This window comes from Lederbergia lenta NBRC 16444 (assembly GCF_001591545.1).
GTDB classification, from domain to species: Bacteria; Bacillota; Bacilli; order Bacillales; family Bacillaceae_C; genus Lederbergia; species Lederbergia lenta.
Genome location: NZ_BCVC01000001.1, coordinates 1,025,755 through 1,042,084 on the forward strand (window position 1 = coordinate 1,025,755; position 16,330 = coordinate 1,042,084).

Genomic DNA, 16,330 nt, shown 5'->3' on the forward strand with positions numbered 1-16,330 from the left:
ACACTAAGTAATAATTACGCATTGGTCAGGTGTAGGTTAGCAAAAAAACAAATATGAAAAACCCTCCCTTTTGCCTATAGGCAAAAGGGAGGGAGATGGAGTACAATAAAGGTATCATTTAATCAGTTTTCATTAGGACGAAAGGGGGGCCATCCTTTTCGTTCTTTTTGATTTTTTGATGGTATCTATCTTATCAATCGTCATCATTATTACGTTGTTTAGCGCGGGCTTCTCCGCCTTTTTCTCCAATTTCCTCATAAAAATCTTTGTCGTGGTTTTTAGAAGTAGCTTCTCCACCTTTTTGGCCGATTTTCTCGTAAAAGTCTTTGTCGTGGTTTTCGGAAGTAGCTTCTCCGCCTTTTTTACCGATTTCCTGATAAAAGTCTTTGTCATGATTTTCGGAAGTAGCTTCTCCACCTTTTTGGCCGATTTCCTGATAAAAGTCTTTGTCGTGATTTTCTGAAGTAGCTTCTCCGCCTTTTTGGCCGATTTCCTCATAAAATTCTCTGTCATGATTTTTTGCTGTAGCTTCTCCACCTTTACGTCCTGCTTCTTCTAATGACATTTTCCCATTATTGTTTTTGTTATTGTTAGCCATTTAAAATTCCTCCTCTATTGTTTTGGTTACTTTGTCTTGTACATACTTACTCTTCCTTTAAAATCTAACTACTAAACTAACATTTAAAATATAACCCTTGATTTAACACAACAGAAATATTTGTAATATTATTTTAATATGAGGAATGCTAGGACTAAGAGAATGTAAAAAAGTAGTAATGGATTGGAAATTAAGAAAACCGAAGTTTTACCAAACTTTTAAATGGATAGGAAAATAATAAAGATAGAGTAATTTATAATGGGCATGAACGATTTTCAACAGGAGGAGTACGTATATGGAATATATTTGTGAAGGAATTTAGTTCCTTTTTACAAAAAGGTAAAGCTTTTTGTATTGCAGAAGGTCAGGGAAGAAACTCTGTATACCTTGCGGAGCAAGGATTGAATGTGACTGTCTGGGATTACGCATCTGCGGTCTGAACAAAATAAATAAACTTGCCAAAGTTCGAGGTATGGGAGTTATAACGGAATTGCATGATTTAGCAAAAGTAGAGTGGATGGAGCAAGAGTGGAATGCGATTGTTCATATATTCGGTCACTTACCTAAGCCTGTTTTCAATAAAACCTTTGAAGGAATTAAAACAGCTTCATTATGGAACTGGTGGTCTAAATAATATATAAATACTCTGCGCTCCGGAAACTCTATTAAATAATTTAAAAGATTTCTTTATTCATCATTTTTACATTGAGGAAGTAAAAAGAATGGAAGGTCGTTTGCACACAGGAAAAGCTTATGTTGTTCAAGCTTTATTTGCAAAAAGATGATTAGCAAATTTACAAGCGTGAATAACGATGATTTTGGGAGGAATTCATAAAGGATTGTCGAAATAGATATATAGATGGAAGAACAACATGAAAGTGGACATCACATCACTGAATATAAAATAGTTACGGAGGTTATGTTCATGAGTAAAAAAGTATTAATTGTTACGGGAGACGCCGTAGAGGCACTTGAAATATTTTATCCATATTATCGATGTCTCGAAGAAGGATTTGAAGTGACAATTGCATCACCTTCTGTAAAAAAATTGTATACTGTAACTCACGACTTTATAGAAGGAAAGGAAACGTATGTGGAAAAACCGGCATATGGCCTTGATTCTCATGCTGCTTTTGCTGATGTCGATCCTTTTAATTATGATGGGTTAATAATCCCAGGCGGACGGGCCCCTGAATATATTCGTTTAGATGAAGACCTTCCAAAAATCGTCCGTCATTTCTTCGAGGAAAATAAACCAGTTGGTGCCATTTGTCACGCGACTCAAGTATTGTCTATCATACCGGATTTGATGGAGGGACGAGAGTTAACTGCATATATTGCATGCAAGCCAGATGTGATTGCATGCGGAGCTACTTATATAGATGATCCATTGCACGTGCATAAAAATCTGGTTTCTGGTCATGCATGGCCAGATTTACCAGGGTTCATGCGTGAATTTATTCAGTTGTTGAAATAGGTAAGGCTAAAAAGGTTATAAATACAGTCTTATATGTATAACAGAGGAATAGGGGAGACAAGATAGATCCTAAATGATTTATTTGGTCTTCTCTTTCATATGTTAAAAATATTGAAATATTTATGAAAGGTTTTGAAATGGTGGAATAGTCAGAGATATATTTCGCGATTTGATATAGTTATAATATAATCGGACTTAAGGCTCGATTCTCTATATAGGTGTATAGAATACTAGTTAATGTTTTGGGGGGAATATTTAGAAAGCGGAATGTCTTTGCTTGAAGTACTATACTCCATTGTTGTCGTAACAATCTTAACTATTTTACTCAATCTGCTAAAACTAATAAGCAATCTTAAAATGTATCAAACGCCACATATATTAAACAAACATATAATGATCCATCTAAATACAAATTATGGCTCGATACCTGGGAGGAGACGATATTAGCATGGGAAAATTAAAAGTATGTCTAAAGATACAAAATGAAAAAAGCGCTATGTTAATTGAAATTTGTGGGAATGAGTCTCACTACTATTAATAGCCGATGAAACTAATTATCTTTATTTACGCACTATTACTTGGATCATTTTACAATGTCGTTGGATTACGCATTCCATTGAAACAATCTATTGTTCGTCCACGCTCGGCTTGTCCGGAATGCGGCTGGGCGCTATCCATTAGAGAACTCATACCTGTACTATCATTCATCATTCAAAAGGGAAAATGTAGGAAATGTGGAAAAAGGATTTCCCCAATCTATCCGATGATAGAATTATTGACAGCTAGTTTATTCTTTTTTGCTTATATTAAACTCGGTTGGTCTTTTGAATTAGTTGTTGCTTGGGCATTAATCTCCTTATTAGTGATCATTTCCATTTCTGATTTTACCTATATGCTCATACCGGATAAAATCTTGCTTGTATTTGCAGGCATCTTTATTATTTTACGCGTTGTCCAACCACTCGCTCCATGGTGGGACTCAATCATTGGTGCCACTGTTGCCTTTCTACTCCTTCTTATTATTGCAATTGTCTCTAAAGGTGGGATGGGTGGGGGAGATATAAAACTATATACTGTCATTGGTTTCGTACTTGGTTTGAAACCCGTACTTGTGGCCTTCTTTCTCGCAAACTTGATCGGCACAACTTACGGTTTGATAGGGATGACAATTGGTTTCTTTGAAAGAAAAAAACCGATACCGTTCGGCCCTTTTATTGCAGTGGGTACATTGATTGTTTATTTTTTCGATGAAACGATCCTATCATGGTATATATCATTTTTTTAGACTAACAGCAAATGGCCTCTATTAAAATGATTGTATAGTAAAAGGAGCCATTTCCCAAACAGAGAAATGGCTCCTTTTCGTTATCAACCGGTATTAACTAATCCTGCTGCGACGCCGTTTATCGTGAGAAGAACTTGGGTTACAAGCTCATCCGATGGATTTTCGGTTTCTCTTAATTGGCGAATTAAGTCAACTTGCAAGAAATTTAAAGGATCAACATATGGATTACGTCTTTGCACAGATTCTTGAATATTTGGAGAATGGTCCAATAATTCTTGATTACCTGATATTTGCAAGAGCGCAGTTCGAGTCCGATTGTATTCATCTGCAATATCTTGGAAGATTCGTTCCGCGATCACAGGATCCTCCACTAATGTTAAATATTCCTTCGCGGTTTTCATATCTGCCTTCATTAAAGCCATTTGTAAATTATTTATTGTAGCATGAAAGAACGGCCATTTTTCATACATTGATTGCAACAGCAAGAGGTTATCTGGATGCTGATTAATATACGCTTCAAATCCTGAACCGGCAGCATACCAAGCAGGGATCATATGCCTTGATTGTGTCCATGCAAACACCCAAGGGATTGCCCGTAGATCCTCAAAACGTTGACTGTTTTTTCTACTCATCGGCCTTGACCCGATGTTAAGGGCACCAATTTCATTCAATGGGGTTGCTTGGTTAAAATAAGTTAAGAAATCTGGATCACCGAATACAAGGGACTGATATTTTTCTAATGAATGGGTAGAAATTTCCTCCATTGCAAGTTCCCATTCTTTTTCACGAGAATATCCGTGATTAGAAGTAGTTTGTACTCTTGAGCATGCTTCAAGTAATGCCGAAGCAGCTTGTTCTAAATTACGATAAGCGATGTCTTTCAGTAAATATCTAGAAGAAAGTACTTCTCCTTGTTCCGTAATTTTCACACCATCACCTAAGGTTTCAACTGGTTGTGAGAGGATACTCGTGTTTAAAGATCCACCTCCACGACCTAATGATCCGCCTCGTCCGTGGAAAAACTTTAAGTGAATATTGAATTCTCTAGCCATATTATGAATTTCCTCTTGGGCTTTAAACAGCTTCCAGTTAGCAGTAAGCGTACCGCCATCCTTGCTCCCGTCTGAATAACCCAACATGATTTCCTGATGATTTCCGCGTTGCTTCACTTGCTCGCGATAAACGTCTGATTCAAATAATGTTCGCATGATTTTTGGACCAGCACGTAAATCATCAATTGTTTCTAATAAAGGAGCGATATGTAAATCACTTTCTACATGACCATCAGAATAAAGACGATAAATACCTGCTTCCTTAGCTAGAAGAAGGACCTCAAGTAAATCACTCGGTGATTGGGTCATACTAATCAAATAAACTTCTATGGAACGTTTTCCGAACTCTGCATGTGCCTCTTTGATTAATTTAAAGACCTTTAAAATTGCTTGTGTTTCTTGAGAATACCCATCTTCAGGTAGTAATAGGGATCTCGGGTCATTTAAAGCTTCTTCAAGTATACTTATTTTTTCTTCTTCTGTAAGATTTGAATAGTTATCAGCAACGTTGACGGATTTTAAGATTTCATTCACTGCAAATTCATGTTCACCACTGTGATTTCTTATGTCTAGCGTTGCTAGGTGGAATCCAAATAGTCGCACTTGTCTAATGATTGTTCGGATAGCTTTCAATTTCCTTTGAGCAGGCTGATGTTTTTCAGCACTATCTCTTATCTGAATCAAATCGGTTAATAATTCTTCAGAAGTGACATACCCAGCTTCAGATTTACCAACATCTCGAAGACGCTTTAAAATAATTGCGAATTTTCTGCGGTACAATTCAGATTCAATAGGCCATTTTTCATCTTCTTCAAGATAAATTGATTCATCATGCTCTACAGAATCAACTAATTCTTGGCTAATACTAACTCGGTTAATGGATTGGCTAAATCTTTTCATTAGTTCAGTCATTGATTTTACGTATTTTTTGAGAATAAGCTCGCGTTGCATTTGTAATGTTTCCCAAGTAATTTCAGGTGTGACATTTGGATTTCCGTCTCGATCCCCACCTATCCAAGATCCAAAATGAAGGAAATTTGGGACTTCCCATTTTTGTTCAGGAAAATGATGGTTTAACTGTAACTCCAACTCTTGATGAACAGCAGGGAGTGTGTCGAATAACGTTTGATCAAAATAATAAAGCCCGTTCTTCACTTCATCAAGCACTTTTGGTTTGCGATGTCGTAATTCATCTGTTTGCCATAATGCTATAACCTCATTAAATAAGCTATCTTCAAAGCCTAATCGCTCTTTTTGTGTAGCCAATGGGTTATTTATTTTCTCGAGAATGTTAGAAATTCTTTTTTGTATCTCTAATACAGTTCGCTTTGTTGCTTCCGTTGGGTGAGCTGTGATAATCAACTCGATGGATAAATCGTCAATTACTTGCTTCAGTACATCTGTTGGTAATTGGTAATCCTTTACTTTCGAAACTCCCATTTCCAGTGAGAAAGGTTGTACACCTTGCTCATCAACCTGATAGTGTCTTTTGCGACGAATTCTGTGATTTTGTTCAGCGATATTGATTAAGTGGAAATAGATTGAAAAAGCCCTTATGACTTGTTGACGCATTGTTACTTCTAGACTACTAATTAAATCTTTTAATTCTTGATAAGTTGTTTCATTGTACTCTTTGCGTAAAGCTTTTGTTTTTTCCCTGACGGTTTCAACAGTATTAAATAATTCTAGTCCACCTTCATGAACTAAAATTTCCCCCAAAATATTACCTAGTTTTTTCACATCACTTCGTAAAAGTGCATTATGATCGACTGTTTGGTTCATCATGTCTTCCTCCTGTTCTCACTTACTCCATCTCTTTATTCCCCATAAAGGCATATTAGTAACCATTTTATTTAGGAAGTGGACGAGTGTATAATTTAACTGATTAATTGAAAATTCTCACTTAAAAGGATAAGGAATTTCAAGATTAATCGACAAATGGGGTGTAAATTGTCCATGCAATGTAGAATTATGTCCCACATGGAAGTACATAATATTTTATCACAAGTATTAAATAGTATCATCTCTTAAATATGTTCAAGTCATCTCATTCTTAAAAAAAGAATGAAAATAACACTAATTATAAAGAATTTTGTGATCAGCATATCGGTTTTAAAAAGAAAGCATTCTACATCTAAAATAGAGGAATAAACTAAAACGGATTGTAAATAACATAAGATGGTAACAGTTTGCGAATGATGATGCTACGATTTTTAAATAATGTAACACTCCTTTTTGGCTGCTAATCTTTATTGATTAGAATTTTTCTTATCTAGTTTGGGTTTATACATTGATTCGATGACTTCATCATGATAGAGTAGAAATGCCATTTTATTATGTATGCAAATATAACTGCGACATACAGTGTTACAAAAACACATAAACGTGTTACTTATATGTAAATATGTAATGAAAGAGAGGAAGTGCTGGCAATGGAAGATTCTACTTTAAAAAGATTTGGGATATCAATGGAAGGTCATTTGCTTCGAAAGTTCGATGATCTAGTCCAACTTAGGGGGTATGAAAACCGTTCTGAAGCTGTTCGTGACCTCGTTCGAGAAGCTCTCATCCAACATTCATGGGAAAAGGATGATCAAATTGTTGCAGGTAGCATCCTTTTATTTTACAACCATCATCAAAGAAACCTACTTGAAGAGCTTACACAAATTCAACATAGTATGCATGATAATATTTTGGCGACTACGCATTTTCATTTAAATCATGCCAGTTGTTTGGAGCTCATTATAGTAAAGGGAAAAGCAAGAGAAATTCAGCAACTAAGCAATAAATTAACGAGTATAAAAGGTGTTGACTATGGAAAGTTCACATTAGCACCGGTAGAAAAAATATAATTTATTTAGGGCAAGTAAAACATAAATAATGGAGAGAAGTAAATGAAAAAAATGTTAGGGATCATATTATTAACCATGATGGTTTCCTCTATTATATTAATAGGATGTAATCAATCGAAACCTAAACAGAAGAATGATGGGGATAATGTGGCTGATAGTAAAAAAGATGAGCTTATGATGGCTTTTGGTTCTGAGCCTGAAACAGGGTTTGATCCAACGACAGGATGGGGGCGTTATGGCTCACCTTTATTTCAAAGTACTCTTTTAAAAAGAGACGATAAGCTTCAAATTGTAAATGATCTTGCTGTCAGTTATGAGGTAGACAAAGAAGACCGCAAAATTTGGACTGTAAAATTACGCGATGATATAAAGTTTTCAGATGGTGAACCTTTGACAGCAGAGGATGTTGTATTCACATTTGAAACAGCTACTAAAAATGGATCAGTTGTAGATCTTAATGTCATGGAAAAAGTGGAAGCATTAGATAAGTTAACAGTGAAGTTCACATTGAAAGAACCGCAATCAACATTTATTAATACACTAGCAGCGACAGGAATTGTGCCAAAACATGCTTATGGTGCAGACTATGCAGAAAATCCGATAGGGTCGGGCCCATATCAATTTGTTCAATGGGATAAAGGACAGCAACTCATTGTAAAGGCTAATCCAAATTATTATGGTAAAAAGCCTTATTTTAAACAGGTGACTTTTTTATTTTTAAGTGAAGATGCTTCATTTGCAGCTGCTCAAGCAGGTGAAGTGGATATTGCTTATATACCAGCTGCATTCAGTAATCGAGAAGTACCGGGCATGAGGTTAGAAGCAGTAGAAACAGTTGATAATCGTGGAATTGTCTTTCCGTTTGTAAAATCAGGTAACTTTACGGAAGATGGCTTACCAATTGGTAATGATATAACAGCTGATCCAGCTATACGTCATGCGATTAATATCGCAATTGACCGTCAAGCACTTGTCGATGGTGTTTTGGAGGGCTACGGGACACCTGCTTATACTTCAGTAGACGGACTTCCATGGTGGAATCCAGATACAGTTATTGAAGATGCAGATTTAGATGGAGCGCGCAAACTTTTAGAAAAAGCAGGTTGGAAAGATACTGATGGTGACGGCATTCTTGATAAAGACTCAATGAAAGCCGAGTTTACTCTTTATTACTTAGCAAATGATGAGATTAGACAATCCCTTGCTATTAGTGTTGCAGATATGATGAAACCACTTGGAATAAATATCAAAATAGAGGGAGCAAGCTGGGATGTCATCGGAAATAATATGTACTCAAGTGCTGTTCTAATGGGATGGGGAAGCCATGATCCTCATGAAATGTTTAATATTTATGGTAGTGAAAACGCTGGAATAGACTATTATAACACTGGTTTTTATGAAAATAAAAAGGTCGATGAATATTTTCAAAACGCGATTGGCGCTGCAAGTGAAACAGAAGCAATTGAGTTTTGGAAAAAAGCACAGTGGGACGGAACAACTGGTTTAAGTGCGAAAGGCGATGCTGCATGGGCGTGGTTAGTAAATATTGACCATCTATATTTAGTAAAAGACGGCCTTGATATAGGAGAACAACGAATTCATGTGCATGGGCATGGTTGGCCTGCAACAGATAATATTGTTGACTGGAAATGGAGTAATTAATGTGAACAAAAATAGATTCGGGAAGATTGGTATCTTTCTACTATTGAAAGGTGTAAGAATGGCTACATTATTATTCGCCATTTGTTTAATTTCCTTTCTATTAATTAAAAATTCTCCGATTGATCCAATTCAGGCGTATATTGGCGCGGATATGTTGAAAGTAGGTCCTGAACAACGAGAGAAAATAGCTGAATATTGGGGAGTCAATCAACCAGTTACTGTTCAGTTTTTAAACTGGGGATCTGCGTTACTTAAAGGTGATTTGGGAACATCGATGATATTCAGGCGTCCAGTTTCTGAAATTATTGGTGAACGATTCCTAAACTCGCTTGTACTTATGATGACTGCTTGGGCATTATCAGGGATCATCGGTTTTGTTATGGGAGTAGTCTCAGCAATGAAAAAGGATACTTGGCTTGACCGAGTGATAAAATGGTATTGTTACACACTAGCATCCACTCCAACTTTTTGGATGGGACTTTTAGTACTGATTGTCTTTGCTGTGTGGTTAAGATGGTTCCCAATCGGCATGGCGATTCCAGCTGGGGTACTTGCAGAAGATGTAACCGTGCTAGATAAAATGAAACATCTTATCCTTCCTGCAATAACGCTTAGTATGGTTGGTGTTGCAAATGTGGCGTTACATACACGCCAAAAATTAATAGATGTATTATCTAGTGATTATATCTTATTTGCTCGAGCGAGAGGGGAGCGTGGGTTCACTTTGTTCTGGAGACATGGATTGCGGAATGTTGCTTTGCCTGCGATTACCTTACAATTTGCTGCTTTTAGTGAATTGTTTGGGGGAGCAGTCCTCGCAGAGCAAGTTTTTTCCTATCCTGGTTTAGGACAGGCAACGGTAGAGGCAGGTATAAGAGGAGATGTTCCACTTTTATTAGGATTAGTTATTTTTAGTACATTATTTGTCTTTGTCGGAAATTTACTAGCTGATCTAATTTATCTCTTATTAGACCCAAGAATGAAGGAGGGACGAACGATATGAAAGCTACCCTCCAAGAAAAAAACAAGAAGTTTTTCTTAAATAGAAGAAAGCGAACGCTTATTACGATTCTTATTGCAACTATATTTTTAGTAAGTGTTGTATTGGCTGGTATTTTCCTTGATGAAGGTAGGATTACTACGAATCTTACTAATCGAAACTCACCTCCATCCCTTGACCATTTTTTTGGTACGGATTGGTTAGGAAGAGATATGTTTACACGAACAGTCATGGGGCTTTCGTTAAGTATGGGGGTTGGATTAATTGGTGCGACTGGAAGTGCATTAATTGCCCTCATTCTTGGCATAGCCGCTTCTATGGGGAAAATGGCAGATCGCTTGATTTCTTGGCTCATCGACCTATTTCTAAGCGTTCCACATTTGGTCACTCTGATTTTAATTGCTTTTACCTTAGGTGGAGGATTTAAAGGAATTGTGATGGGACTGATGCTCACACATTGGCCAAGTCTTGCCCGTGTTATTAGAGCAGAAGTAATGCAAATACGTTCGGCAGAATATGTCCAAGTGTCGAAGCAAATGGGTAAATCTCGTTGGTGGATTGCATTACACCACATTTTTCCTCATATAATTCCCCAAATCCTAATTGGCTTTATGTTATTATTTCCTCATGTTATTTTACATGAAGCAGCAGTTACATTTTTAGGGTTGGGACTGTCGCCTCATGAACCTGCTATTGGAATCATTCTTTCAGAATCGATGAAGTACTTATCTTCAGGTATGTGGTGGCTCGCCTTTTTTCCAGGGCTTTGTTTGCTAATTATCGTACGGGCATTTGACCAAATTGGAGAAAACCTGCGTATGCTTATAGATCCTACTAGGGCTCACGACTAACTAGATATATTCTGTTTAATTTTTTTAGAGGAGTTTACAAATGTCTATTCTTGAAGTGGAAAATTTATCGGTATCATTTAAGCAATATACAAGTGGATTACGGCAGAAAAATCATCAGGTAATATCAAATTTAAGTATTACATTGAAAGCTGGTAAGATTCTTGCTGTCGTAGGTGCGAGTGGTTCGGGAAAAAGTTTACTCGCACATGCGATACTTGGAATACTCCCCGATAATGCAAGTATAAGCGGGAAAATGAAATATGCCGGAGAAGAGCTCACTCCTGATCGAAAAATGGCATTAAGAGGGAAAGAGATTGCACTCGTACCACAATCAGTCAATTATTTAGATCCCCTCATGCGAGTTGGAAAGCAAGTTCGAACAGCTGTAAAAAGCGGAGCTGCAGTTACGGCACAAAAAATGGTTTTTAAACGATATCGTCTAAAGCCAGAGGTTGAAAACATGTATCCATTTCAACTCTCTGGAGGGATGGCTAGAAGAACATTATTATCAACAGCTATAGTAAGTGGAGCTAAGGTCATCATTGCAGATGAGCCAACACCTGGGCTTGACCCGACAGTCATGAAGGAAGCGTTAAACAATTTTAGAGAATTGGCTGACGCGGGTTGTGCTGTCATGTTAATTACCCATGATATTGAATCGGCTCTTACTATTGCAGATGAAATTGCTGTATTTTATGCTGGAACGACAGTAGAGATTGCTCCAGTAAATAACTTTTCCGGTAAAGGTGAAGATTTACGACATCCATATAGTAAGGCTTTGTGGAGGGCATTACCCCAAAATGACTTTATTCCAATTCCTGGTTCGCAACCTCACTCAAGCGCCTTACCGCCGGGATGTTTGTTTGCACCGAGATGCCCACTAGCAACCCCAGAGTGTCAGAGTAACCAACCAGAAATAAGAGAACTTAGGGGTGGAAGGGTGAGGTGTATACATGCAACTTGAAGCAAAAGGCATGGGATTTCGATATGGAAACGGTCCATGGTTATTTCGCGGGATAAACGTAGTAGTGAAGCCAGGAGAGATTGTTGGCATTACAGGACCAAGTGGACAAGGGAAAACAACTTTTTGTCGGCTATTAGCGGGTTTTGAGCAACCAGTGGAAGGGACCGTGACTTTTAATGGGAAACCCATACGGAAAAACAGTTATCACCCTGTTCAATTAGTTTTTCAGCATCCGGAAAAAGCAATCAATCCGCGTTGGAAAATGCACAAGACACTTAACGAAGGTTGGAAGCCTGATCAAGCGTTGTTAGCCTCGTTAGGAATTGAAAAGGAATGGCTATCGCGTTGGCCCAACGAGCTGTCTGGAGGAGAATTACAAAGATTTTGTTTAGCTCGTGCGTTAGGTCCGGACACGCGGTTTCTAATTGCTGATGAAATGACAACGATGCTTGATGCAATCACCCAAGCACAAATCTGGCACGCTGTTCTTCACATCGCAAAAAAGAGAGAGATGGGAGTCATTATTGTAAGTCATGAAGCTAAACTTATACAAAGACTTTGTGAACGCGTAATTGATTTTAATCAATTTAAGGTATGAATATAATGATTTATTAGATTAATTTACGCTAAAAAGAGTCAGATCCCATAATATTAAACGTTTTATTTTGATGGTTGTAGATTACAACCATCTTTTTTATTATATAAAGAGCAATATTGTTAGAAGCATTTTCGTTGTATTACAGTTGTTTAGTATAAACACATGTCCACTTATTATATTAAAAAGCTCCCTAAGTACCCCAAAAAAATCAAACTATTTTTAGTTTAAATGAAAACCACTATTGATTTGTAATTCACATAATTGTTGGTATTACAACGTTAGTGAGAAAAAATACTTTCAATCAAATGGAGAATGCACTACAATGTGTAATGTGAGGTGTTTGGATGGTGAGAATTCGAAAATTTAAGATGAATGAAAGTGGACTTAATCGTTTTTTTGGACCCCTTGAGGCAAAAATTATGGACATTTTATGGGATGGTACTGAGATGGCCATTAAAGAAGTACAGCATGTTCTCGAAAGAGAAAAAGCAACGAATTTCAACACAGTGATGACTGTGATGAACAGATTAGTGGAAAAAGGAATTCTGCATAAAAGAATAGAGGGGAGAAAGTCACTATACAAACCGATCCATTCAAGGGAAGTATTCCTTCACACACAATCGAAAGAAATGACGCATGAACTCATGAATGAATTTGGAAGCGTTGTGGTAAATCATATGCTCGATGCGCTTGAAGATGTAGATGATGATCTTGTCGCTAAGTTAGAACAAAAAATAAAAGATTTAAAAAAGGAATAATGAAAGATGTCAAAACGTCAGGTAAATGTTATGTTTATTGCCACTTTGCTTATTACGGGAACGGTTTTGCTCCAAATGACTCTGTATGTACTGTCGATTCTAGCGGGTTGGGAGGTTCGATTTAATCTTGTGACAGTCTGTCATAGTATCGTTAAATCAATTGGACTGTCTTTTCTTGAATATGGTCTTGATGCACTTGTATTTTTTACTGTCTTTCTGTTAGTAAGGAAAGTTAGTTCGCAAATTTTCTGGACTAAGCGTATGCAAAGAATTTTTGAGTATTATAAAGAGAACAAGCTCACATTAGATTTGAATGACAGACATACTAATGGAAGAGAAGCTTTTACGGTTATATCTTATCCAGCGCCGATTGCGGTGACGATGGGGTTTATTAAGCCAAGGATTGTTTTGTCAACCGGTATGATGCAGTTGCTTGATGAAGGGGAACTAGAGGCAGTAATTTTGCACGAATTATATCACCAAAACAATCATGATCCACTGAAAATATTTTTAATTTCTTTATGCGCTTCAACAATGTGGTATATTCCAATTTTGAGGTGGTTCCATCAGAGATTCAAAATTGTTAAGGAATTACTGGCTGATGAACATGCTTTGGACAAGCAGGGAACTCCTGTGAATATAGGTAGTGCACTTTTAAAAATGTTAAAGGCTAGGAAGCAAGCACAAATGCCATTCTCTTATGTCTCGTTCGCAGATACATCGGTTAACTATCGAATTAAATATATTTTAGATCCTTTGACGGAACCACCTTTAAAAATTCCGTTAAAGTTAACTGTAATGTCATTTTCAATTTTTTCTATACTTTGTGGATTATTTATTTACGCTTTGTCGTAAATTTTTTTAGGAGAGTACACTACGTTATGTAGTATGAATAAGGAGTTGGAAGCTTTGTTAAAAAAAATGTTATGGTTTTTAGGTATTATTATAGTATGTATTGTAGGTATTATTCTATTAACTGATATGGAGAAAAAATCAGCTGTGATTGACTATGAAGATCAGCCATTTTTAGGGGAGGAGTCTGCACCTGTGGACATTGTTGAGTTTGGCGATTATAAATGCCCTGCGTGCAAAGATTTTGACGAGTCACTTTATCCGCTAATAGATCAGGAATTTGTGAAAAAAGGTAAAGTGAAATTTTATTTCATGAATTATTCATTTATTAATATCGATTCACATCGATCTGCGCAATTTGCAGAAACCGTTTATCAAGAGCTAGGAAATGAGAAATTCTGGTCTTTCCATCACTTGTTGTTTAAGAAGCAACCTGATGATTTGTCGTACGAGAAAGTAGATCTATATACGGATACATTTTTGAAAGAAACGTTGTCGGAAGTAGCAAATGTGGAAGAAACGGATAAAGTAATGAAGGCATTTGCAGAAAATCAAGGAAAAGTCGCATGGGAAAAAGACATGGCAATTGCCAAAAGTCTAAACGTAGCTAGTACACCATCACTTTATATAAATGGAAAGCAATTCAAAGGTAAGACCTTGGATGATTTAAAAGAGATGGTTGAAAAGGCGACTGTCAGTGGTGAGTAGAATATTCCTCTTTGATTAAGAATAGAGGGATTAGTAGATGCGTTCCTTTTTAAAGAAGTTAATCTAATTCTATTTGATCTCATACCCAAAGGATAGAAGAGCATAATAGAATTTGCTTTATCTATCCTTTGTTTTGTTTCACAAATTATCTAAATTGCTTTTGATCCTTTTCTCTTTTAACTGGCCCCTTATGAGCTAAGCTCCACTCAATAATATGGTCTGTAATTCTATCATATAGATCATCATCGAAATATGGCTGTTCATGATTAAACAATGTATCAATGTCTGTTCTTATTTCCATTAAAACATGATGTCCAAAAACATTTTCATCATTTAGAGTGTCCCAGAGGTACTGGCAAAATAGTTCAAACCCTTCATCCCAGTTTGCATTTCCATTATTTTGTGCTTCATATCGAAGTTTTTCAGTTGCTCTTATTAGTTCCCCTTCCACCATATCTGATTGACCACTCTTTGGAACATAACTTTTCCAAATGTTTTTCGCTTCTTCAAAGTATTTCATGATATCACCCCACGATGAATTTAATCAGATTCTACCTTGCTTTTAAATTTAATTATTATTAGATTCTATAACAATACTGATTTTCTGCTGTGAGCATTTAAGCTTCCGCATTGACCCGTACTTTTGCGTATGTTAATTTAAGTAAGATAAAGAAAAAGAGACCCTAATATTATAATTAAAAATCGGAAATTTCAAACATCTAAAACTAACTATAGATTAATAGTTAGAAAGATCAAAGGTTGTATGTAAGGTTGGTTGATTCTTTTTAAGAGATTTCTACTACATAACTGATACATGTAGGACATATTGGCAAGGGAATCAAGGGCCAATTGATTATTCTTTTGAAACTTTTTAAGTAAAAATGAAACCTTTTATGTATAAAGACAGTATATATACTTATAACTTAAAAACAGGGAGGATATTATGAGTATTTTAACTAGATTTAAAGATATTATGGCAAGTAATATTAATGCATTATTGGACAAAGCTGAAAATCCAGAGAAGATGATCGATCAATATATGAGGAACTTGAATAGTGATTTAGGCAAGGTGAAGGCTGAAACGGCTTCTGTTATGGCGGAAGAACAAAGATCAAAAAGAGCGTTAAATGAGTGTGTATCGGAAATCGAAAAAATGCAGAATTATGCAATCAAGGCATTGGAATCTGAAAATGAAGAGGATGCTAGAAAGTTTTTGGAAAAGAAAACTACGTTAGTAGGGAAAGAGTCTGAATTACAACAAGCTTATAGCTTGGCAGCATCTAATGCCGTTCGTATGAGAGAAATGCATGATAAACTTGTTTCTGATATTGGTGAGTTGGAAGCGCGCAGAACGATTATCAAAGGGAAGATGGCTGTAGCAAAAACGCAAGAGAGATTGAATAAAATGGGTTCATCTATCTCAGGTGCCAATCAATCGGTGTCAGCATTTGGAAGAATGGAAGAAAAAGTGAATAAAGCACTTGATGAGGCCAATGCAATGGCTGAATTGAATACGAATCCAAAAGATGACATAAAGGATTTAATGACAAAATATGATAGTAATACCGGTGTAGATGATGAGTTAGCTGCTTTAAAGGCAAAGTTAAACAATAAAGAATAACAATCTAAGACCCTTACCGTAAAGCTGTAGCTAAAGCTACAGCTTTATTAGT

General features: G+C 36.4%; 17 protein-coding genes. 14 read left to right on the forward strand and 3 right to left on the reverse strand.

Going from position 1 to position 16,330, the window contains the following annotated elements:
• Positions 1–193: 193 nt before the first annotated feature.
• Entirely contained in the window at positions 194–598 is a 405-nt protein-coding gene (gsiB, locus tag BLE01S_RS04720) for a glucose starvation-inducible protein GsiB (RefSeq protein WP_066137707.1), read from the reverse strand.
• Between the two features lie 308 nt (positions 599–906).
• Between gsiB and BLE01S_RS20700 the strand changes: the two genes are divergently transcribed.
• The 4 genes from BLE01S_RS20700 (at position 907) to BLE01S_RS04730 (ending at position 3,360) form a co-directional block, all read left to right on the forward strand.
• Positions 907–1,038 (forward strand): hypothetical protein, encoded by a 132-nt coding sequence (locus BLE01S_RS20700; protein ID WP_169800014.1) that lies wholly within the window; start codon positions 907–909, stop codon positions 1,036–1,038.
• 50 nt (positions 1,039–1,088) lie between these two features.
• Complete coding sequence (locus tag BLE01S_RS20705; RefSeq protein WP_157419482.1) at positions 1,089–1,232, forward strand: hypothetical protein; 144 nt, start codon at positions 1,089–1,091, stop codon at positions 1,230–1,232.
• Positions 1,233–1,523: 291 nt separating this feature from the next.
• On the forward strand, positions 1,524–2,075 hold the full coding sequence (locus BLE01S_RS04725) for a DJ-1/PfpI family protein (RefSeq protein WP_066140897.1): 552 nt from the start codon (positions 1,524–1,526) through the stop codon (positions 2,073–2,075).
• 544 nt (positions 2,076–2,619) lie between these two features.
• On the forward strand, positions 2,620–3,360 hold the full coding sequence (locus BLE01S_RS04730; RefSeq protein ID WP_066137709.1) for a prepilin peptidase: 741 nt from the start codon (positions 2,620–2,622) through the stop codon (positions 3,358–3,360).
• Positions 3,361–3,443: 83 nt separating this feature from the next.
• On the opposite strand, the gene ppc is transcribed toward BLE01S_RS04730, so the two are convergent.
• Entirely contained in the window at positions 3,444–6,194 is a 2,751-nt protein-coding gene (gene ppc, locus BLE01S_RS04735; protein WP_066137711.1) for a phosphoenolpyruvate carboxylase, read from the reverse strand.
• A 650-nt stretch (positions 6,195–6,844) separates the two neighbouring features.
• On the opposite strand from ppc, the gene nikR reads away from it, so the two are divergent.
• The 9 genes from nikR to BLE01S_RS04780 all read left to right on the forward strand — a co-directional run bounded on the left by nikR (position 6,845) and on the right by BLE01S_RS04780 (position 14,657).
• Positions 6,845–7,264 (forward strand): nickel-responsive transcriptional regulator NikR, encoded by a 420-nt coding sequence (gene nikR, locus BLE01S_RS04740; protein ID WP_066137713.1) that lies wholly within the window; start codon positions 6,845–6,847, stop codon positions 7,262–7,264.
• Positions 7,265–7,306: 42 nt separating this feature from the next.
• Positions 7,307–8,926 (forward strand): ABC transporter substrate-binding protein, encoded by a 1,620-nt coding sequence (locus tag BLE01S_RS04745; protein WP_066137715.1) that lies wholly within the window; start codon positions 7,307–7,309, stop codon positions 8,924–8,926.
• A gap of 1 nt (position 8,927) precedes the next feature.
• Complete coding sequence (locus tag BLE01S_RS04750; RefSeq protein WP_274379896.1) at positions 8,928–9,929, forward strand: ABC transporter permease; 1,002 nt, start codon at positions 8,928–8,930, stop codon at positions 9,927–9,929.
• Positions 9,926–10,777 carry an ABC transporter permease gene (locus tag BLE01S_RS04755; protein WP_066137717.1) on the forward strand — a complete coding sequence of 284 codons (852 nt, stop codon included), beginning with the start codon at positions 9,926–9,928 and terminating at the stop codon, positions 10,775–10,777. The genes BLE01S_RS04750 and BLE01S_RS04755 overlap by 4 nt, the downstream gene beginning before the upstream one ends.
• Before the next feature lie 40 nt (positions 10,778–10,817).
• Positions 10,818–11,741 (forward strand): ABC transporter ATP-binding protein, encoded by a 924-nt coding sequence (locus BLE01S_RS04760; protein WP_066137719.1) that lies wholly within the window; start codon positions 10,818–10,820, stop codon positions 11,739–11,741.
• Positions 11,731–12,339, forward strand: a complete 609-nt coding sequence (locus tag BLE01S_RS04765; protein ID WP_066137721.1) for an ABC transporter ATP-binding protein — start codon at positions 11,731–11,733, stop codon at positions 12,337–12,339. The genes BLE01S_RS04760 and BLE01S_RS04765 overlap by 11 nt, the downstream gene beginning before the upstream one ends.
• Positions 12,340–12,686: 347 nt before the next feature.
• Positions 12,687–13,097 (forward strand): BlaI/MecI/CopY family transcriptional regulator, encoded by a 411-nt coding sequence (locus tag BLE01S_RS04770; RefSeq protein ID WP_066140903.1) that lies wholly within the window; start codon positions 12,687–12,689, stop codon positions 13,095–13,097.
• Positions 13,098–13,103: 6 nt separating this feature from the next.
• Positions 13,104–13,952 (forward strand): M56 family metallopeptidase, encoded by an 849-nt coding sequence (locus tag BLE01S_RS04775; RefSeq protein WP_066137723.1) that lies wholly within the window; start codon positions 13,104–13,106, stop codon positions 13,950–13,952.
• 54 nt (positions 13,953–14,006) lie between these two features.
• Positions 14,007–14,657, forward strand: coding sequence for a DsbA family protein (locus tag BLE01S_RS04780; RefSeq protein ID WP_231955917.1), 651 nt, complete (start codon positions 14,007–14,009; stop codon positions 14,655–14,657).
• Positions 14,658–14,802: 145 nt separating this feature from the next.
• Here the strand turns inward: BLE01S_RS04780 and BLE01S_RS04785 are convergent, their stop codons facing one another.
• Positions 14,803–15,177, reverse strand: coding sequence for a hypothetical protein (locus BLE01S_RS04785; protein ID WP_066137728.1), 375 nt, complete (start codon positions 15,175–15,177; stop codon positions 14,803–14,805).
• A gap of 423 nt (positions 15,178–15,600) precedes the next feature.
• On the opposite strand from BLE01S_RS04785, the gene BLE01S_RS04790 reads away from it, so the two are divergent.
• Positions 15,601–16,278 carry a PspA/IM30 family protein gene (locus BLE01S_RS04790; RefSeq protein WP_066137730.1) on the forward strand — a complete coding sequence of 226 codons (678 nt, stop codon included), beginning with the start codon at positions 15,601–15,603 and terminating at the stop codon, positions 16,276–16,278.
• Positions 16,279–16,330 lie beyond the last annotated feature (52 nt).